The organism is Bacillus sp. FSL R5-0654, from assembly GCF_038008745.1.
GTDB lineage: Bacteria > Bacillota > Bacilli > Bacillales > Bacillaceae > Bacillus > Bacillus safensis.
The window spans coordinates 313,264-333,700 of record NZ_JBBOZV010000001.1 but is presented as its reverse complement, the minus strand read 5'-3'; the positions used below and the strand labels follow the sequence as shown (position 1 = coordinate 333,700).

The window sequence follows — 20,437 nt, the reverse complement described above, 5'->3', positions numbered from 1 at the left end:
ATTTGAATGTACCTGCTCGTTTTTACACTTCTTATCAGTCTATATATAGTTCATCAACTATTTCCTGCTCCCATACTCTCCTATTTTGTTGGTCTGCTGGCCGCTGCTTCGCTCACCATTTCTTTTAAGAAAGCAAGCGGGCTTTATTTGAAAACAGGTGCTGTATTTCTCATCATTGGGTTGTTCTTATTCTTCTTATCCGGCCAGCCTTTGCACACGTTTTTTCTTCACTTTCATTCCATGCTGGGCTTGCTTTCTCTCTTTTTCATGCTGCCTTTTATTCATTCTCTCATACATGTTGGACATTTCGATACACAATTAAATAAACTGCTCACACTGCATACAACGAGCTCAAATCAGCTTTATCGCAAGAGTTCATTTGTCACTCATATACTCGGCATGTTTTTAAATATCGCGACGATTCCTTTACTATATACATCGCTCAAACCGTCGCTTGAATCCCTAAAAGAACAAGTGAAACAACATCTTTATACACGCAACCTCTTAAGGTCATATGCATTATGTTTAAGCTGGAGTCCTGTTGAAGTACTGGTAAGCGTCACCATTGATGCAACCAAACTAAAATATTATCAAATTGCACCTATTACTTTTGGTTTAATGGTCGTCGTGCTGGCGATAGATTGGATGCTTTTTTCTCGTCAAAGCAAACGATTACCAAACATCATTCAGTCTTCAGAAACAAACGCCAATCCTCATCGAATTAAACGAAAAACCCTTCAGCTCGCTTTCATGCTGCTAGGTTTTATGACAGTCGTCTCACTTGTCGATGCATGGATTGGGAAAGGCTATTTATTCGCTGTAGTACTGACGATTATTCCATTTGCTCTATTATTCTCTTCTGTTATCAAAAAAAGAAAACAATATATCGCTGTCTCTGTGCCTCATTGGAAAGAAAGAACCCGTCAGCTCTCCAACTATATGTGTCTATTTTTAAGTGCAGGCTTCTTTGTTGATATGCTCCTTGCGACAAACAGTATGCAGCCGATTCAAGCATTTATTGTCAGTATATCAGACCATGCCATTTGGGTTTATTGTGTCATTGGGTTGTATTTTCTGATCACCGCCCTTTGCGGTTTTCACCCGCTCGTCTCACTTGCTTTGTTAGTCAGCATGATGGCACCAGTCTTCCATGAACTGCCTGCTCTTCCCATTGCCATCATGCTGATCGTTGCTGGCACATCAACTGTTATGTTTAGTCCTTTTAATGTTTCTGTCTCCCTATTAGCTGATTTGATGAAGGTCAATCCTTACCGTATCACTCGCTGGAATATATGGTTTGCCAGCCTTTATATCAGCATGGGTATCGCATGTGCAGCGATCATCACCGTTATCTTTTATACATAAAAAAGAGAACTCATCCTTGAGTTCTCTTTTGCTTTCTCTCTATGGCTTTAATTGAATACGTTCAATTTTACCTACGATAAAGATGTACGACAATGCCCCGCCTAAAGCGACTAAACTGACGAATAAAATGCCTCCATTGTAAGAGCCTGTCGCCGACACGATGAATCCGATAATCAGCGGAGTGATGATCCCAGCTAAATTAGCAAAAAAGTTAAATACGCCGCCAGCCAGCCCCACCATTTCCCGCGGTGCCACCTCAGACAGCATCGTCCAAGAGATATTAGACAGTCCTTGCGCAAATGAAGCGATGGATAAAATGGTCAGCACAAGCGGGATATTTGTTGTAAAGTTTGCTAAAACAATGGTACTCGTCATCAGCAAGCCAACCACTACTGGCAGCTTTCTCGCTACATTCACTGATACGCCCTTTTTAAGCAGCCAATCAGACACATAACCTCCAAACAAGACCCCAAAGAATGCAGCAATATAAGGAAGAGACGCAGCAAAACCTACCTTGAGAAACGCCATATTTTTCGCCTCTGCCAAATAGGTCGGAAACCATGTTAAAAAGAAAAAAAGGGTAGACGCAACAGAGAATTGGCCAATATAAAGCCCGATCAATTTACGATATTTTAGAAGGGCGGCAAAGTCTGCCCATTTCAGCTTCTCCTGTGATGCGACTGTCAGCCCATCGCCTTGCCGGATTAATTCTAACTCATCCTCATTTATCTTCGGATGCTCTTTCGGTTCGTGATAATACTTGTACCAAAAGAAAGCAAATATGATACCGAGCGCACCTGCTGTAATGAAGACGGTTCTCCAATCGAAAGTCGTCATGATCCAAAATAGAAGAGGTGTCGCAAATGCAAGACCCACATACTCTCCAGCAGTATAAACACCTGTTGCAAAAGCCCGTTCCCGCCTTGGAAACCATGTGGTGACAATACGGTTATTTGCAGGAAAAGCGGGAGATTCTGTAATCCCAATAAACAAACGGCAGCCGAATAAAAAGGCAAAGCTGTTCGCAAACGCCTGTAAGCCTGTGAAAATAGACCAAGTAACAAGTGATATCCCATACGTTACCTTTGAGCCAAATTTATCGAGAATAAAACCGCCTGGTATTTGCATCGCTGTATATGTCCAGCTAAATGCTGAAAAAATCAAGCCTAATAAGGCAGGATTTAATTGCAATGAAGATTGAATTGCAGGAGCAACAATGGATACACTGGCTCGATCAATATAATTAATAGCGGTAATAAAAAACAACAGAATCAATATGCCAAAACGGGCTTTCGTTGGTTTCACATATGCGGGCTGCAATTCATTCCCCTTCAGTTCTGAATGCACTTTCATAACCATCCTCCTTTGTTTCCGCAGCGTGCGGTTCGGTTGAGCGTATTAAATTACCCCTTTTTCTTCTAACTGCTTACACTCTTCTTCTGTTAAGCCAAGCATATTTGTTAAAATTTCATAATTATGTTCGCCTAAATCAGGTGCAATGTGACGGATACTTCCAGGTGTTTTTTCAAACTTCGGAATGATCCCAGGCACCTTCACTTTTCCAAGACGAGGGTGATGCACCTCGACGATATTCTCTCGTGCTTTAAATTGCGGATGCTCAAAAATATCCCGAATACTTAAGATTGGGCTCACAGGAACACCATGTGTATCTAAAATTTCTAATACATCATCCCTTGTTTTCGACGCGATCCATTCAGAGACGATCGCATCCATTTCTTTGTTATGCTTCAGCCTGGATGCATTGACCGCGAATTTTTCATTCTCTAGTAAATCTAATCGATTCATCGCCTCTGCCAATCGATTGAAGGTCGAATCTGTACTCGTCACAAGAACCAAATAATGACCATCCTTTGTCTCATAGGTGCCGGCAGGGCTTGAATGTCCACTCAACCCCGGTGAACGCTCACGCACCTTCCCAAGCTTGTCATATTCTGCAACCAAAAACTCTAACATACGAAACACAGATTCATAGAGGGCCAAATCCACCATTTGCCCAGTTCCTTCTGGATGTGTATCCCTGTAATACATCGCTGTCACAGTAGCAAACGCCACATAGATGCCAGCAATATAATCAGTGAGAGAAAAGGAAGGGCTGACTGGATGCCGGTCTGGAAACCCTTGAATATATGTAAAGCCGCTAAACGCCGTCGCTGGTGTTCCAAATCCGGCTTTGTCCTTAAACGGGCCCGTTTGACCATAACCTGATACACGAATCATAATTAAACGAGGGTTGATTTCTTTTAACACATCGTACCCAACGCCCCATTTTTCGAGGGTGCCAGGGCGGAAATTTTCAATCAGCACATCGACCTGACCCGCAAGCTTTTTAAAAATGTCTTTTGCTTCGTCTTTGTGCAGATCCAGTGTAAGGGATTTCTTATTCCGTGAGAGACCAGACCATCTAAGTGGTTCCCCATCTGCAAAAGGACCGACATGCCGCAGCGTATCGCCTTTGCCAGGAATCTCAACTTTGATGACCTCTGCTCCAAAATCCCCTAGAAGCACCGCGCCATAGGGTGCAGCAATCATCGTAGAGACGTCTAATATTTTTATTCCTTCGAGCGGTGTGTTCATATTCATTGCTTGACTCCCTTTCATTCAAGTGATGAAGGGCTAAAATCATTCCTAATTTTAGCCCTTTTCATCTTTCTGATTGACCCGGAAAGCCCTGATGATTCAAAAAGAGGGCTTACCGGTACAGTTGTTTAATCCTTCGGAAGCTGCCCTTGCGGTGTGTAGAGCCAAATGAGCCATAAAGGTTCATCTCCTGTATTGACATGCTGGTGCGGGACACCGTCAGGAATGAACATAAAATCATTTTGTTTAAAGGACTGCCTTTCTCCATCACAAATGACTTCGCCAGATCCTTTAATCACAAAATCAAATTCCTCTGAACCCGGGTGATTGTGCACTGAACTTGCTTCCCCTGGTTCAAAAATGGTGAGACCCGCCATCATATGTTCTGAACCAACTGTATCCGGTGTAATGGTTTGAAATACCTTTCGAACCATTTGCTCCTCTGGACGATCTAAGCCTAACCATAATGGGTTCCCATCTTGAAACGGATTCAATACTTTAATTTTCATTGTTAATTCCTCCCTCGTTCTGATTAATTCACGCTGACATGTGAGCGCTTTGAATTTGGTGAATAAATGTCATTAATATTCCAATGTCCATCCGTAGGAACAGGATCATTTTTCATTGCGACATCAATAACGCAAGGCTCCTGAGAAGCAATGGCTTCAGCTAAAGCTTCTTTGAATTCAGAAGCAGAGGTGATTTTAATCCCCTTCATTCCATAACCTCTCGCAATGGCAGCAAAATCTGGTGAATAGCTTTCTCCATCTTTTCTGAAAACAGTGCCGTACGTCGTTTCATAGTGCGCCATTTGCAAGCCGGCTATTGTGCCAAATGCACTGTTATTCATCACAATCCACACAACAGGAATGTTCTCTTCAACGGCTGTTGCGAGAACGGATGGATTTTGACCGAAGCCGCCGTCTCCAACGAGTGACACAACAACACGGTCAGGCTGGGCAATCTTCGCCCCAAGTGCGGCAGGGGCTCCAAATCCCATCGTTGCAAAGCCGCCTGGCGTTAAAATGGTTCCTGGCGTCAACACTGGAAATTGCTGTCCGACCCCATTTTTGTTCCAGCCAACATCCGTTGTAATAAACGCATCTGGCGGCAATACTTCCCGCACTTCCTGCAAAATACGCTGCGGCTTCATTGGGAAGGATTCATCTTGAATATTCGTCAGATTGCTAGCGTGAAAATCCTTACGATATGCCGCAATTTCCTTTTTCAATTCAGGACGATTCAGTCCTTTTGGCAGCCTTTCTCTCGCCACTCGATTGAGTACAGTCAAGGCTTGCTTAAGATCGGCTACTGCTCCAATTTCAACAGGATAGTTACGTCCAATTTCATTCGGGTCAATGTCAATATGAATGAGCTTGGTTGATGGGAAGCGGAACGTATAATCTGATTCCCACGAGCTCGCATCAGCTTCAGCAAAACGAGTGCCTAAAGCCAATATATAATCCGCCTCTTTGCACTGATCATTGATAAATTTCGTCCCCCAAAATCCTGTCATTCCAAGGGTCATTGGGTGATCATCCGGCATGGCTCCTTTCCCCATTAAAGAATGGGCGACAGGGATACTTAGATGGTCAGAAAATGCCTTTAATTCTTCAGCTGCATCAGCTAATAAAATGCCTCCCCCTACATATAAGAGCGGCCTTTCTGCCTGCAGCAATCGATCTAATATCCGATTGGCCGTTTGATCATCAATAGAAGGTTTTTCAATGGTGTGTGTATGATGGTTGATTTGTTCAAACAGGGACACATCTAGGTCTTTTGAGAACACATCCATTGGAACAGAAATAAGCACCGGGCCAGGACGGCCGCTTTCAGCTAACTGAAATGCTTTTGATAAAATCTCTGGAAATAATTCTGGAATATCGACTCGCCATGCTCTTTTCACAAACGGCCGGTAAATTTCGTATTGAGAGGCATCGGAATGAAGATTGATCTCTTGATGTGGGTGCTTTCCGTAATAATGACTTGGAACATCTCCTGCAATGACAACCATTGGAATGGAATCAAGTGCTGCATTCGCTACCCCTGTTGCGGCATTGGTGAGTCCAGGTCCTAGATGACTGAGAACAACAGCCGTCTGTTTCTTTGCCCGCGCATAACCATCTGCTGCATGTGCCGCTATCTGTTCATGTCTGACATTTACAAATTGAATCGAGCTTTTTTCAAGCGCTGATAAAAAAGCAATATTCGTATGACCGCAGAGACCGAAAATATGCTCGACTCCCCGATTTTCTAAGTACTGAATAACCTGTGTAGAAATATTCTTCTTCATGTTTCTCTCCTCTCACGGTGCAGCTATGAATCTGCTACTCACTTATTCTTTGAAAACACAATAGATAGAACATTGTTCAAATCCTGTATCGCCACTTGCCCGGGAGCTGAGCTTTCTTTCCCTACAGCAAAGGTCATCACAGAACCAAAAAGCCCGCCAATCATTCTTGTAAAAGCCCCGTATTCCGCCATTGCCATGGAAATAATGGGAATTGAGAGCTGCTTTTTCGCATGGCTGGTCGCCGAGAGCAGTGTTAATGCATCGTCATAGGAATGCGGCATCACTGCGATCTTTGCGATGTCGGCGCCGACTGATTCTGCATTGACGAATAGCTGCACGAGACGATCCACCTCAGGGGTGCGATCGAAATCGTGATACGACACAATCAAGGTAACGCCATGTCTTTTAGCAGCCTGACTGACTTGCTGTATATGTGTCACATCATGCATGAATTCATAATCAACGGCGTCCACAAGCTGTGTGGAACAAAGCTCGGCAAGCAGAGAAACCTTCTCAGATTCTGAGAGTGATATCCTTTCGCCTCCCTCCTTTTCAGAACGAATGGTGAATAAAAATGGGATGTCCTTTGCCTTTTCTACCATTCCCTTAAGGGTTTCTATCACTTGATCCTTGTCATGAAGGTGATGAAAAAAATCCGCCCGCCACTCGATCACATCAGGCTTCTTCTCTGTTAACACCTCGACCTCATGAAACAATTCTTCCTTTGTTTGTCCGATGAGCGGCGTACAAATCATTGGCTGACCGCCTTCCTGCACACTTTTTACCTTTTGCTGAAATGCATTCACATCCATACGCCCCTTTCACAGACCATTTGGAAGCACGACCATTTTGGTTTCGGTCATCTCCTCGATGGCGAAACGCGGACCTTCTCTTCCAAGGCCACTTCGTTTAATCCCGCCATAAGGCCAATGATCCAGTCTAAAATTCGATGTCCCATTGATGACAACCCCGCCAGCTTCAAGCTCTTTTGCTGCGTGTAATGCCACATCCAGCTGATTCGTAAAGATCCCTGCCTGCAAACCATATCGACTATCATTTGCTTCTTTAATTGCCTCCTCCAGCTCCTCATAAGGGAGAATGCTGACAACTGGGCCGAACACTTCCTCACAGACGACCTTGGCCTGTTTCGGAGGGTTTAGCAAAATAGCCGGTGTGATGCTCGCTCCATTTCTTTTCCCCCCGCATAAAAGCTGGGCACCCATGCTCTCTGCCTCTTGTATCCATGCCTCAACACGCTGTGCGGCCTGTACATCGACCATACAGCCGATATCACTCTCGCTGGACAGCGGATCTCCAACAACAAGCTGCTCTACTTTTTGTTTTAATACCTCAGTAAACGACGGCATCATTTCCTGGTGGACATAAATTCTTTGAACAGAAATACAGCTTTGACCGGAATTACTAAAGCCTGTTTTGGCACACATGGATGCGGCTTGTTCAATATCTGCATCGTGATGAACAATCGTCGCTCCATTCCCTCCGAGTTCGAGCAGTACCTTTTTTAATCCCGCAGAGGTTGTAATGTGTTCGCCTCCGGCAGCCCCGCCGGTAAAAGAGATGAGATTCGTTCTTTCATCAGTGACTAACTGTTTCCCGGCGTCGACTCCGCCAATCACAAGCTGCAAACCAGCCTCAGGAAATCCTGCTTCGAGAAGGAGTTCGACAAACGCTGTGGCAACAGCTGATGTTTGCGGTGCAGGCTTCAAAATGATGACATTCCCTCCCGCAAAGGCCGGACCGACTTTGTGACAAATTAAGTTGAGCGGTGCATTAAAAGGGGTAATCGCCAGCACAACTCCGACTGGTACTTTAAATGTCATGGCCATTGCTCCCTGTCCGCGCGATGATACATTGCCAGGAATGGTCTCACCTATTAATCGATTCGCTTCTTCCGCCGATTGCGCCAGCGTCTCGATTGACCGCGAAACTTCATCTCTTGTATTTTTAAGCGGTTTGCCTAATTCTAGCGAAATCAATTTTGCAAAATGGTCTTTTTGTTCTTCAAGCAAGGTGGCTGCTTTTGTTAGAAGCTTTGAGCGGTCGATTGCCGATATTCCCGCTATTTGTTTTTTAGCATGCTGCGCACTAGAAAGTGCCTGTTCTATGTCTTCTGATGAGGCGAGATAGGATGTACCGAGCCTTTCTCCTGAGTAAGGATTGATGATATCTGTTTTCACACGACCGATATCCAGCCACTCGCCGTTTATATATGACAACGCTTTTAAACCACTCAAATTTTTTCTCCCTCCTTCAAGTGCCGCGTTCCATGTCCTGCATAACGAACCAATCTTTCTTCATTCGGACAAGGTCCTTTCACGAGGGCTCCTTTTGTCAGCTCCTCATATGCATGCGCCACGATGCCCATTCCTCTGGACAAGGAAAAAATGCCTTTTGCTGCTTCTGCTGGAATGTTTAATTCACATTGGATGGCAGCAGATACACCATCTATATTCATCGTGATTTTCTTCCCTTTCAGTTGTTCAAGCTCATGCCTAATTGCTTCGGCTAACCGTAAATATGTGCCGCTGATAAGACCTTGCTGGACATATGTGTGACTCAGCTCATATAGACGTCTCACCCTCGGATCATCATCATGAAGCTGATGGCCGATTCCTGGGATTTTTTCCTTGCGATTTAACCATGTTTGGCACACTTGCTTTGCCGCAGACTGTATATCCTTTTGATCATCGTAGATCGCTTTGGCCTCGTATAGCATGCGCATGGCCTTCTCTCCGGCTCCGCCATGAATGTCACCTAATAGATTCACCCCTGTTGCAACAGAGGAATTAAACGAAATGCCGCAAGTCACCGCCATTCTAGCTGCTGCAATAGATGGCGCTCTTGGTCCATGATCCGCACCTGCGACAAGAACACTTTCAAAAAGAGCTGCTTTTGAATCATCCAATAATTCACCAACAAGCAGTAAATAGAGCATTTGTGGATACGACAATTCACCAATCAGTTCTTCAATCGGATACCCTCGTAGTTCAATTGAATTTTTTTGAATATGACTAATCTCAGTCTCCCACCAAGCGCCTCCCTCTTTGTAAATTTCCAGTGCACTTCGATTTTTCATTGTGTGAATCATTCCTTTAGCTTCTTATTTGGAGGTAAACCACCCCCTTTATTCCGTACAATGGAATCTAATTTCACTTTTCGGAATGTGGTTTCATTGTAAGCGCATTCTTTTTATTCGTCAATTATTTTTTTCTGAAAATACTGTCAATAGGAGCGAAATTAAGTTAATCGAACTAATTATGTTTGCTTTTGTTGATCAAAAAAATTGATTTTTAGTTAAATGGACTTAAGTATATCGTTCTACTAATTTAATGAATTTTTGGTTATTTTGTCAAACTCAATTCGACATAAAAAGACCTCTCCATCTTCTGGAGAGGTTTCTTTTTTATTTCCACCAGTCATCAAACATGGAAGCGGGTACTTGGCGTTTATGCTCTGATTGAACATAACGCTTTTCAATCGCTTCGGCGGCTTGATCTGACACTGGTTTTCCTTCTAAGTAATCATCAATTTCATTGTACGTAATGCCGAGTTCTGTTTCATCCGTTTGCTGAGGTTTATCATCCAGCAGATCGGCTGTTGGTTTCTTTAAATACAGGCGTTCCGGTGCTTCTAGGGCTTCTAAAAGCGCACGGCCTTGGCGTTTTGTCAAACCTGTGAGCGGGAGAACATCTGCACCGCCATCACCATACTTCGTGAAGAAGCCGGTTACTGCTTCAGCTGCATGATCTGTACCGATGACAAGCAATCCCTCCTCACCACCTACAGCATATTGCGCGATCATTCTCATGCGTGCTTTGACATTCCCTTTATTAAAGTCAGACAATGGGCCGCCCGTTTCCTTTTGATATTGATCACTGAATGCTGACACGGCAGGTGCAATATCATATTTCCACGACTTGTCTGGCTGAATAAATGATAGGGCGAGCTGTGCATCATCTTCATCCTGCTGCACACCATGCGGAAGGCGTACCGCAATAAAGACCGCATCCTCTTTTCCTTCTTGACGAAGCTCACTGACAGCAAGCTGTGCAAGACGTCCGGCAAGCGTTGAATCCTGCCCGCCGCTAATGCCGAGTACGAATCCTTTTGCCCCGGTTTTTTTCAAGTATTCCTTTAGAAATCCAACCCGTTTTTCGATCTCCTGCTTTGGGTCAATTGAGGGCTGCACATGCAACTCTTGGCTGATCTTTTTCTGCAAACTCATACACTTTTCCTCCTAAGCATCCTCTACATGAAGAGAACAGGTTTTACTCACAATTCATTGATTTAACAACGTTTTTTGAATCTCCATTATACCATGTTTTCATCAAGAACATTTTGTTAGACGTTCCCCTATTTCTTAGATGATCAAACATTCACAAGTGAAAAAGACCACGTCTTTATGGACTGGTCCTTTTCATTTTTAATCAATTTCTACCCGTATAGATGTACAGCTTGATCCATTACACTTCCCAATATCAGCAGGACATGCGGACACGGCCACAATGAGGTCCATTTCAGCCCGCAGGCGAATGTAGTCACCTGGCAGCGATTTTGGCTCCTCCACAGACAGCTTTCCTTTTTCATCAATGACTGTATTCATAAAGGCGTTAAAAGGATAGTACATATCCTCCTTTGGAATTCCAAAGGGCTCAAAGGCAGTCCGCAAATTGTCGTAGCATGTATGCATGACCTCTAAGTGCGTCCGGCCGTATAAAAGCTGATACATCTCTTGCCGGCAGGCGGGCATGTATAAATCATGGCATTCTACTGTATCTTCAATGATCGTAAACATCGGTTTATATAAATTAGAATAAAGCTTATCGCCTTTTTTCACTTTAGACGAGAACAAACTGTCCATCGTCGCACCTTGGTCAAATTTTTCATAAAAATCTTTTTCATGATAGGCCATCACATCTGCTACTTGCTGGCCTTCGACATCAACCACTCGCATACATTGGCCTTTTCCTAAACGAAAGCCGAGTCTACCCTTTGGTAAAATGACGTGTTCTCCGTTCATCACATGCACTCCTTTCCATGACAGTATGCCCAAAATGTCCCCTTGATCATGTATAAAAAAAAGACGCGGTCACAAGCTAATGTCATGAAATAGAAAGGTGTTGCACTTGCATTGAAAGAAGAACAATCTTTATCTTGGTGGCAGCTTTCTCTCATCGGAGTCGGCTGTACAATTGGCACTGGGTTCTTCCTTGGTTCCAGCATCGCCATTACAAAATCCGGTTATTCCGTCTGCATCTCCTTTTTGCTTGCTGCGGCCGGAACGTATCTCGTCTTTAAACATTTAGCTGCGATGACAGCCGATAATCCTGATAAAGGGTCATTTTGTTCCTATGCTCGTAAAGCATACGGACGCTGGGCAGGGTTTAGCAATGGCTGGGTGTATTGGTTTGCAGAAATGCTGATTACAGGAAGTCAGTTAACCGCCATTTCTCTGTTTACCCGCCACTGGTTTCCTTCTGTTCCGCTTTGGGTGTTTTCTGCGATTTATTCCGCTCTTGCCCTGCTCGTCATTATCATTGGGCTTTCTTCTTTTCAAAAGACAGAAAATGTTCTTGCGGTACTGAAAACAGCGGCGATTTTTCTATTTATGATTCTTGCGGTGCTTGTATTATTCGGCATTTTGACAGAACATAAACCGACCCTTCATCTGCCTAACAAGGATCACGAATGGATGCCTCTTGGTCCGCTTGGTCTTTGGAATGGATTGATTTATGCGTTTTATGCATTTGGGGGAATTGAAGTCATGGGGCTGATGGCGGTTCATTTAAAGGACCCGAAGGATGCGGCAAAAGCTGGACGTGTCATGCTGATCATTCTAGCGGTCATCTATATCGTCTCGATCGGACTTGCTCTCTTGCTTGTCCCAGTGACAGCTTTTAATGAGAACAGCAGTCCATTTATTACTTCATTAGAGCCGTTTCATTTATCGATCTTTCTTCATATCTTTAATGGCATTTTCATTATTGCTGGTTTTTCGACATTGGTTGCCTCTCTCTATGCGGTCACAACGCTGCTCGGCACAATGTCAGAGCATCAGGATGCACCTGCTTGTTTTAAACAAAAAGATCCTTCGCATGTGAGATGGTCTTCGATTATCTTAACTGCTGCTGGCTTAATTGTCTCGATTTTGCTTGCACTCTTTTTGTCCAAACACATCTACGAGCATCTCACAACAGCAGCCGGTCTTACCTTGCTGTACACATGGATTTTTATTCTGTTCTCAAGTAAAAAGCTATCCAAGCCATCCACCCGCCAAACGTGCGAAATGATTCTTGCGCTGCTCTTAATTGGAGCCGCTGTATCAGGCACATTAACAGAGGCAAGCGGACGACCTGGCTTTTTTATCAGCCTTGGGATCATTGCAGTGATTGCCATCATGGTGCTATTTATGAGGAAAAAGTGGAAGCAGGATCAGACCGCATCATAATTTCATCATGTTTTTTAATGCAGTAAATGGACATTTGGCGGAGGCTGGTTTCTCCGCCTCTTCATCTGGGAGAAAGTATTGCTTCCATTCATGATTGGTCGGGTCCCCGTACCATTTTAATGATGGGTGAACACTGACCTCATCATATGCTTTGAGCCGCTTGCGAACGAGCTGGCTCATTTTTTGTCCAAACTTGGTCGATCCATTCAATTTCTCAAACACCCATCTAGGCTGAAATGCCATCAAGAGATAAGGGAAGTGGCGGCTTTTTCTGAGTTTGTGAGCAGGAGTGGAACACAAAATAAAATACGCTTCCCCATGGAAGCAATACTCCCACTCATGATGATGAGTATCTAGCGAAATCTCCTCAGGCCACAGTTCTTCATCTTTATGATGCAGCCGTTGAAGCAGCGACCAAAACTGCTGCTCAAACTCTTCAAGCGAGCTTTCCTTTAAATCCTGCGGTGTTTCAAAAAAACAGATAAATGAAGCATATTGACCGGTTTCTTTCGCACAGCCTTGATATTCTCTCAGCAGCTGGGCTAATTCATCCACCGCTTCCTCTTCCCTCGGGTCACCAACAAACCCATAGCGTAAATGATCGAGAAAAAATCCCTGTCTTCCGGGTACACAAGGGAATGTATCGGCTTCATCTCCTACCATCTCGCCAAATTGTGTGAAAGCATCCTGCTTCCATTCTTCTAGTGATCGTAGATTTTGATCAAGGCAACTTTTCGCATACAGCTGGGCCATTTCCTTACACCTCGTTTTAGTGTCTTCTCCATAGCCTATGAGGTGCAAATGGCTGTGGTGACTGTCCTTCCACGACTTCCTAGCGTATGACAAGATGGGTTTCCTATGATCAGACTAGTGAAAGTTAATAGAGAGCCTTTCGTCATACCTACGATGGATTCTCCATCAAAAAGACGGAATCCAGCACCCAATAAATAAGGGCTGCGCAGAAGCTAAACAAATAGACTTTATAGCTGATGAACACAACAAGCCCATAATCAATCCATAAAGCCAAAGCCGAACAAACTACCCATGCCGCAATAAAATAAATCAATAAGTCACGGCTTCGAAAACCTCTTAGGATGCCGGTGTAAAACAAGCTGAATCGGTGCAGCAAAAATGACATAAGCGAGCAAAATGAACAGACTGGTCATCTCCACATAACTAAAGCCCACTTCAGGCGGCATGAATAAAAACGTATAAACGAATGTTGCTGTGATGACTGATAAAATCAACATACACACATAGTTGAATACTGGCAAAAACAGTCGCATAGCAGAAGCTCCTTCAATCCATTTTCTATTCCATCATTATTCAAGAATGTGTTATGTCTGTCAATCCTTACAAAAAAACAGACTGAATGTGTCAGTCTGTTTTTCTACCCAATCAACGCCATAATCCCTTGATACCCAAAATAGGCACCGAAACCAAGTAAAGATAGACCTGCAAGAACAGATAAGCCATGTAACACACGTTCACTTAAATAACGCCTAAACGAACTAGCAAGCAGCGCCATACTGAAATCCCAGATCAGCATGCCGATAAAAATAGCCATACTGTACATGAGCATTTGGGAAGCTCCATACTTTTCGATCGTATTGGCTAAGATGCTGCCATAGATGCCAAGCCAAAACAAAATACTGAGCGGATTAGATAGAGAAATGAAAAATCCGGTCATGAACGATTTGCCAATTGATGTGTTTTCGCTGTCCTTTTTCGGACTCTCCTGTAAATTGATTTTACGCAGACTTTCAATGCCGGTATAGGTCAAAACGAAAAAGCCGAACAGCCACAAAAAGGTTTTGACAAGAGGTGCAGTCAAAAGCTGGGCGACACCAAAATAGATGAGAAGCATATAGACAATATCCGCAGCCATAGCCCCCACACCAAAAATCCACGCATGCCAAAATCCACTTTTAATCCCTCTGTCGATTTGGGCTGCATTGACTGGCCCAACAGGCGCTGAAAGTGACAACCCTAAAAAGATATAACCAAAAAACACCGCCACATAGACGTCCTCCTTTTGATGCTGACTTGTACATGTTATTCAAACTTTCTGCGTTTTAGTACAAGTCCTTTGTCATCATTTCAGGTGGAGGCTTAGCGGTCTGCTTTCAGTGCTGACTGCTGCGCGTGTACCGTTTCTTTTTTCTTAGAACGATTCATTTGAATCGCAGCTGCGAACAGAAGAACAGCTAAGAAGGCAAATACAAAGACGGCACTAGCCGCTCCTGCCCATTCCAGACTAAATCCAATCAAAAAAGACAAGCAGGCTCCGCCTAAGCTCGCAGCTGCAATAAAATAACTTGTCGCCTCATCGATGGCATTTTCAATCATTAAGGCAGACGCTGTCAGTGCGATTGGGAACATGCCAGCTGCGCAAAGGCCGATGAAAAAGATGAGAATCAGCTGCGCGGTCATGTGGGTTGTCAGAGCGAATATCACAAGCAGCAAAATCATCAGTGATGCACTTAGCTTTAAAAAACGCAGCGGATGCAGCTGATCAGCTTTTCTCGCGATCACGGTTCTGCCAATGACGATCGCTGTCCAGAAAGTAGAGACTGCGAAGAGTCCCCAATTTTCTCCCCCTTTTTCCAGCATGATTGACGGCAAAAAATTCGCAAAGTTCGTTTCAATCCCTGCGTAGAAAAAGGCAAAGCAAATCATGATCACCACAATCATTCGATTATTTCGATCAACAAGTAAAGACGGTTTCCGCGTCCCCCCTGTAGAAGGAGCATCCATCTGTCCATGAGGCAGTTTGTTCATAAAAACCAGCCAGAGCATAAGGAAAAATGTCAGCGCACCCACCTGAAATAAAAACACATACTGCCATGTCTGTTCTGTGACAGTCAGCAGAATCACTAGCGGAAATAACAGCGCACCTAGTCCAAAAAAGACCTCCATAATACTGATTCGCTTTGCACTATTAGCCATCGAAATGACATACGCACCGGCTGTTGTCTCAAGACTGCCAGCGCCGCTCCCAAGAAAAAAACCTGCCAGCACAAGCGTTGTCCAGCCCGGCACCAATAGCCCCAGCAGAAGTGAGCCGATCATCAGCAAAAGACCCATCGTCAGCACAGCGCCATAGCCTTTTTTTCTCACTAGAATGGGGGATAACAGAACACCAGTCAAAAAACCAATAAACTGAAAAAAAATTAAAGATGATAATTCCCCGGGGCCTTTATCGTAACTAGACAGCAAATAAGGTGTTAAGCTGCCAAAAAACACATGAATGGTCCCAATAAAAAAATAAAAGACACAGCCAAAATAAAATACCTTTTTCATCTTTTCACTTCCTCTAAAAAGGAGCGGAGTCATGATATCCTCCGCTCCACCTCTTTAATATGCCTGGGCAGAGACGACTGCCTCTTCCCTTTCAAAGCATGTATTGAGCGCAGCCTGAGCGCGATAACCATCTTCAAAATCAGCGACCTTCATATGAGATGGGTATGGATCAGTATTCACCCAATGCATCAACTGATCGCGGAATGTATCGGACCATCCGTAAAATTCATTTGGCGGATCTGTCAGCAAAGTTTGCGGCATTTGATGACGCTCCACACACAATCCATCACTGATCTCATATTCGTTTTTCATGTTCGTATGGTATTTGAATACCTTGTCATGACCAACGACTTCTACACTAAATCCACATTCCTCAGGCTGCGTGCTTTTGGATGTCACCAAATGAAAGAACACTTGATTCTCCATCTGCCCGAAAATTTCGGTATGATCATCCACCTGAACCTTTTTCTCTTCTTTTTCCTTTACATGTGTCAGCATCTTGGTGTTAAGTGATTCTTTCTTCATTTCACTGCCAAATAAGTACCACAGCATATCAATCAAATGAATGCCAAGATCCCCTAGTGCACCGCTCGTACGCAGACTTTCGCCGCTGTCTCTCCATGAAAAAGTCTTTCTTCTAAGGGCACTGTTTTTCTTAAAATGAGTTCTGACGGTTAAAATGCGGCCTAATTCACCGTTGGCAATCAAGTTTTTCAATATATTCACAAAGGATAAATAACGATAGTTAAAGCCCATACTGGCTTGAACTTGGAACTGTTTGGCTGTCTCCACCATTTCCTTCGCTTCCTTCAGCGACACAGCCATTGGTTTTTCACATAAAATCGGCTGTCCTGCTCTTAGCGACTGAAGGGCATGGTCCTTGTGACAAAAATTAGGGGATGCAATGATCAATCCATCAGATGCATCTGCCAGTGTCTCGATACTTGAATACACACGTCCGCCGTACTGTTTAATGAATCCCTGTGCGACCGACTCATGCAAATCATAGACACCGGATAATTCTGCACCTTTGATCGTTGATAATGCTCTTGCATGTGCTTTTGCAATATTCCCTGCTCCAACAATTCCAATTTTCTTCATGAATGTGCCTCCTCATGTTTATACATCACTGTTTTCAGTGTTTCATAGATTCCTTTTGCATACCCATGATGACAAATTTGGTGATGGTGCCGTTTGGCTTCGGCTGTCGCATTTTGGACAAGGAAACCGTGTGTGACGGATTGAAGCATCCGCAAATCGTTCCCGCTATCACCAAAGGCAAAGCCTTGATCTTTCGATAAATCATATTGGTTCAGCATAAAACGGACAATTTCATCCTTCCCTGTTCCGACTGGTAAAAAGTCGACATCATAGCAATCCGCAGGATCTCCTGCAAGCGGGTTGCATTTGTTGATGTTGACTGCCACGCCTCGCTCTTTAGCCAGTGTTTGGATAAATGATAGATGATGAAGATCTGTCCGTTCATCCTGCTCCTGATAATAGAAATTCTTCTTATACCCTGAACTGCCCAGCTGCGTTTGCGGTCTAAGGGAAATGCCCTTTTCTCGGATGGTTTCCAGGATGTCTTCGATTTTTTCATCTGAAAAGCCCTGTGCATCCAGCCGCTTCATCCACTCTGCATCTGGCTGTCCAAAATGAGCATCCGACGTATATACAATCTCAGTCCCTAAGTTCGACGCAATGAAATGCGGGAATTGATGAAACCCGCCTTTTTCCATTTTGCTCGTGACAGAATCGAGGCTGCTTCCCGTCACCCAGCCCAGCAAGAGCTGTCCCGCTTCACTCTTTTCTGCTACAAAGGCTTCCAGCCGCTTGACATCCTCTCTCTGCTCCTCTGTCATTCCATGAGAATAATACGTTTCATCAAAATCACAGAAGACGATCCACTGCGGATTCTTCGGCAGATTCAGCAGTTTTTTATTGAATGGAAGACTTGATAACATGATGAACCCCCTCGATGACCTTCTCCTGATCTTGCAGCGGCATTCCTGGATAAAGCGGCAAGTGAAGTAATTGCTGCGCTGCTTTTTCCGTGTGTGGAAGTGTCGTTTGTCTATATTTTTGAGAAACAAGATTTGTTTGATGCTGATGCGATAGAACCGGGTAATAGACATCCGTCTCTATGCCCATTTCCAGCAATTTCGCTGCCAGTTCATCTCGTTCTCCCTTCAGCACTCTAATCGGGAATAGATGCCATACATGATCATCTGTCAGCGTCGGGAGCTTCATATATCCTTCATTCTCAAGCGTTTGCAGCTGGTCAATGTATCGCTTGGCTAAGTAAAAACGTTTGAAATTTTGCAGTCCTAAATACTTCATTCGTTCGAGTCCAATCGCTGCCTGCAAATTATCAATTTTCGAATTAAAGCCGTAGTCACTGCGTTTGACATTTTTCTTTCCAGCTGCAAAGCCGTGATAGCTGATCTCCATGCATTTTTCCGCTAAGGCCTCATCATTTGTAGCTATGGCTCCTGCCTTTCCGCAGACCCCAAGGTTTTTGTATGGATTAAAGCTGAGAACAAGTCCATCTCCATAAGCGCCAAGGCCGCTGCTGCCAATCGCCTGGCAGCCGTCTTCAATGATTTTCAGCCCATGCTGTTTCGCAATCGCCGAAATCTCCTTCATATCCGCTTGCTTTCCATATAAATGAACCGGTAGAATGCATACCGTTTTATCTGTGATATGCTTCTCTATTTCACTCGGTGAGAGGCAGTAGGTTTCAGGATCAATATCGGTATATACCGGAACAGCCCCAATGGCAAGCACTGCATTTTCTGTTGCAGCAAAGCTATTGGCCGGCAAAATCACCTCGTCTCCTGGATAGACGCCTGCTGATATGAGACTGATCATCAATGCATCTGTTCCACTTGACGTGGCAATGACATATTTTTTCCCTAAGTACTCAGCAATCGCCTTTTCAAATGTCGGAATATATGGCCCTGAAGTAAAACGGCCAGAGCTCAATACTTCCTTCAGCACCAGCATAATATCATCGATTTCATCTTCTGAAATCAGTTTGTCAACTGGCAGAAACGGTATCTTTTTTTCCTTATTTTGTTTATAATGGAAGAGAATTTTTTCCAAACCTGTGCGCTCTATATCTTGCTCAAGGAACGTCACCAGCTTTTCATTTGCTAGATGCTTTTCAACTGAATCAGCCTTTACTTGAACACCTTGATTGATCATATCCAGCAAAGGAAGATAATCCTTGCTTTTACCTGATATCTTCGTCAATATTTGCATTCCATTCCCTCCAATTAATCAATTCCTTTTGTTAATATTTAACTTGTTTCACATTGTAAATGATGTTATCGATTTCAGAACAATAACTTTGTGTAAAGGATTTGTTAATATGTGTACAATTTATGAAATTGCTAAACGCTGCGGGGTTTCAACCACCACCGTTTCTAGAGTGCTAAACCATCACCCATATGTGTCAGAAGAAAAGCGGCAGCTCATTTTACAGGTGATGAAAGAAATGGAATATACACCGAGTTCAGCAGCCCGCACACTAAGGTCACATCAGACAAAAACCATTGCTGTGTCTGTTCCAGCTGTGGACCATCCTTTTTTTGCACAATTGATTAAAGGCATTTCAAAGGAAGCACTGGATCAAGGATATAAAGCCATCGTGCTCCAGACGTTTTATCAAGAAGCATTAGAGCTTGAAGGGCTTCAATTATTAAAAAGAAAAGAAGTAGATGGGTTTATATTGGGTGCGTTAGAAAATACGTGGGAGGAAATTGAGCCATTTTTAACGAACGGCCCCATTGTCATGGCAAATGAATATCACCAAACAGCAAACATCCCGATTATTGGATACGATGAACGGGAAGCCGCCTATAAAGCGGTGGACTATTTGATTCGGTCGGGGCGAAAATCGATTGGGTTTTGCTTTGATACAGAAAGCAGTGAAGCGCAGAAACAAAGGAAACAGGGATATCTTGATGCACTCTCAGCTCACGGTTTGCCGCTGCAGGATGATTGGCTGTTTGGAGAGGCTTTTACCATTGAAGACGGCTTTCGCTTAATGGAGGTCATCCATCATATGAAGGAAGCGCCTGATGCCATTTTCACCGGCAATGATCAAGTCGCAGCAGGACTCATTAAACAGGCTATTTCATACGGCTATCAAATCCCCGGGGATCTAGCGGTCATCGGCTATGACAACCAAGACATTTGTGAGGTGACAGCTCCAACGATCACCACAATTGACATACCGATCGTAGAGCTTGGCCAGCGGTCTGTACAGCAAATGATCGCACTCCTGCAAGATCAAAAACCATTACAGCGCGAACATATCCAGCTGCCTACACGGCTCGTGACAAGAGAATCTACATAAAGAAAAAGACTGAGAGAGATCTCAGTCTTTTTTATACCTATCTATC

General features: G+C 43.9%; 19 protein-coding genes. 3 read left to right on the top strand and 16 right to left on the bottom strand.

Annotation, left to right across the window (positions count from 1 at the left end; genetic code table 11):
- Nucleotides 1-6 precede the first annotated feature (6 nt).
- Nucleotides 7-1,365, top strand: coding sequence for a hypothetical protein (locus tag NSS76_RS01795; RefSeq protein WP_133744726.1), 1,359 nt, complete (start codon nucleotides 7-9; stop codon nucleotides 1,363-1,365).
- Nucleotides 1,366-1,404: 39 nt separating this feature from the next.
- Here NSS76_RS01795 and NSS76_RS01790 read toward each other — a convergent pair whose 3' ends face one another.
- The 9 genes from NSS76_RS01790 to NSS76_RS01750 form a co-directional block, all read right to left on the bottom strand.
- Complete coding sequence (locus tag NSS76_RS01790; RefSeq protein ID WP_025092799.1) at nucleotides 1,405-2,718, bottom strand: MFS transporter; 1,314 nt, start codon at nucleotides 2,716-2,718, stop codon at nucleotides 1,405-1,407.
- 45 nt (nucleotides 2,719-2,763) lie between these two features.
- Entirely contained in the window at nucleotides 2,764-3,966 is a 1,203-nt protein-coding gene (locus tag NSS76_RS01785; RefSeq protein WP_024427254.1) for a CaiB/BaiF CoA transferase family protein, read from the bottom strand.
- Nucleotides 3,967-4,091: 125 nt separating this feature from the next.
- Nucleotides 4,092-4,472 (bottom strand): cupin domain-containing protein, encoded by a 381-nt coding sequence (locus tag NSS76_RS01780; protein ID WP_024424330.1) that lies wholly within the window; start codon nucleotides 4,470-4,472, stop codon nucleotides 4,092-4,094.
- A gap of 23 nt (nucleotides 4,473-4,495) precedes the next feature.
- Nucleotides 4,496-6,256 (bottom strand): thiamine pyrophosphate-binding protein, encoded by a 1,761-nt coding sequence (locus NSS76_RS01775; protein ID WP_133744725.1) that lies wholly within the window; start codon nucleotides 6,254-6,256, stop codon nucleotides 4,496-4,498.
- A gap of 38 nt (nucleotides 6,257-6,294) precedes the next feature.
- Nucleotides 6,295-7,068: a type I 3-dehydroquinate dehydratase gene (aroD, locus tag NSS76_RS01770; protein ID WP_133744724.1), complete on the bottom strand. Its 774-nt coding sequence runs from the start codon at nucleotides 7,066-7,068 to the stop codon at nucleotides 6,295-6,297.
- Between the two features lie 9 nt (nucleotides 7,069-7,077).
- Nucleotides 7,078-8,511 carry an aldehyde dehydrogenase family protein gene (locus NSS76_RS01765; RefSeq protein WP_133744723.1) on the bottom strand — a complete coding sequence of 478 codons (1,434 nt, stop codon included), beginning with the start codon at nucleotides 8,509-8,511 and terminating at the stop codon, nucleotides 7,078-7,080.
- A complete protein-coding gene (locus NSS76_RS01760) occupies nucleotides 8,508-9,365 on the bottom strand; it encodes a citryl-CoA lyase (RefSeq protein WP_332285373.1) in 858 nt (285 codons plus the stop codon). Before NSS76_RS01760 ends, NSS76_RS01765 begins: the two co-directional genes overlap by 4 nt.
- 315 nt (nucleotides 9,366-9,680) lie before the next feature.
- Entirely contained in the window at nucleotides 9,681-10,502 is an 822-nt protein-coding gene (gene nadE, locus NSS76_RS01755; protein ID WP_024424335.1) for an ammonia-dependent NAD(+) synthetase, read from the bottom strand.
- Between the two features lie 198 nt (nucleotides 10,503-10,700).
- On the bottom strand, nucleotides 10,701-11,297 hold the full coding sequence (locus NSS76_RS01750) for a DUF1989 domain-containing protein (protein WP_024424336.1): 597 nt from the start codon (nucleotides 11,295-11,297) through the stop codon (nucleotides 10,701-10,703).
- A gap of 111 nt (nucleotides 11,298-11,408) precedes the next feature.
- On the opposite strand from NSS76_RS01750, the gene NSS76_RS01745 reads away from it, so the two are divergent.
- Nucleotides 11,409-12,725 (top strand): amino acid permease, encoded by a 1,317-nt coding sequence (locus tag NSS76_RS01745; protein WP_029706583.1) that lies wholly within the window; start codon nucleotides 11,409-11,411, stop codon nucleotides 12,723-12,725.
- Here the strand turns inward: NSS76_RS01745 and NSS76_RS01740 are convergent.
- The 7 genes from NSS76_RS01740 to NSS76_RS01710 all read right to left on the bottom strand — a co-directional run bounded on the left by NSS76_RS01740 (nucleotide 12,720) and on the right by NSS76_RS01710 (nucleotide 19,292).
- Entirely contained in the window at nucleotides 12,720-13,478 is a 759-nt protein-coding gene (locus tag NSS76_RS01740; protein WP_341080311.1) for a YqcI/YcgG family protein, read from the bottom strand. The genes NSS76_RS01745 and NSS76_RS01740 overlap by 6 nt on opposite strands.
- A 317-nt stretch (nucleotides 13,479-13,795) precedes the next feature.
- On the bottom strand, nucleotides 13,796-14,011 hold the full coding sequence (locus NSS76_RS19605; RefSeq protein WP_241743505.1) for a UPF0715 family protein: 216 nt from the start codon (nucleotides 14,009-14,011) through the stop codon (nucleotides 13,796-13,798).
- Nucleotides 14,012-14,115: 104 nt separating this feature from the next.
- Nucleotides 14,116-14,745: a LysE family translocator gene (locus NSS76_RS01730; RefSeq protein WP_024424337.1), complete on the bottom strand. Its 630-nt coding sequence runs from the start codon at nucleotides 14,743-14,745 to the stop codon at nucleotides 14,116-14,118.
- A 92-nt stretch (nucleotides 14,746-14,837) separates the two neighbouring features.
- A complete protein-coding gene (locus NSS76_RS01725; protein ID WP_268415553.1) occupies nucleotides 14,838-16,028 on the bottom strand; it encodes an MFS transporter in 1,191 nt (396 codons plus the stop codon).
- Between the two features lie 54 nt (nucleotides 16,029-16,082).
- On the bottom strand, nucleotides 16,083-17,129 hold the full coding sequence (locus tag NSS76_RS01720) for a Gfo/Idh/MocA family protein (protein WP_024424339.1): 1,047 nt from the start codon (nucleotides 17,127-17,129) through the stop codon (nucleotides 16,083-16,085).
- Nucleotides 17,126-17,992 (bottom strand): HAD-IIB family hydrolase, encoded by an 867-nt coding sequence (locus NSS76_RS01715; RefSeq protein WP_073203693.1) that lies wholly within the window; start codon nucleotides 17,990-17,992, stop codon nucleotides 17,126-17,128. The genes NSS76_RS01720 and NSS76_RS01715 overlap by 4 nt, the downstream gene beginning before the upstream one ends.
- Nucleotides 17,967-19,292, bottom strand: coding sequence for a DegT/DnrJ/EryC1/StrS family aminotransferase (locus NSS76_RS01710; protein WP_341080296.1), 1,326 nt, complete (start codon nucleotides 19,290-19,292; stop codon nucleotides 17,967-17,969). The genes NSS76_RS01715 and NSS76_RS01710 overlap by 26 nt, the downstream gene beginning before the upstream one ends.
- A gap of 109 nt (nucleotides 19,293-19,401) precedes the next feature.
- Here NSS76_RS01710 and NSS76_RS01705 point away from each other — a divergent pair, with 109 nt between their 5' ends.
- On the top strand, nucleotides 19,402-20,391 hold the full coding sequence (locus NSS76_RS01705; protein ID WP_341080294.1) for a LacI family DNA-binding transcriptional regulator: 990 nt from the start codon (nucleotides 19,402-19,404) through the stop codon (nucleotides 20,389-20,391).
- Nucleotides 20,392-20,437: the final 46 nt, after the last annotated feature.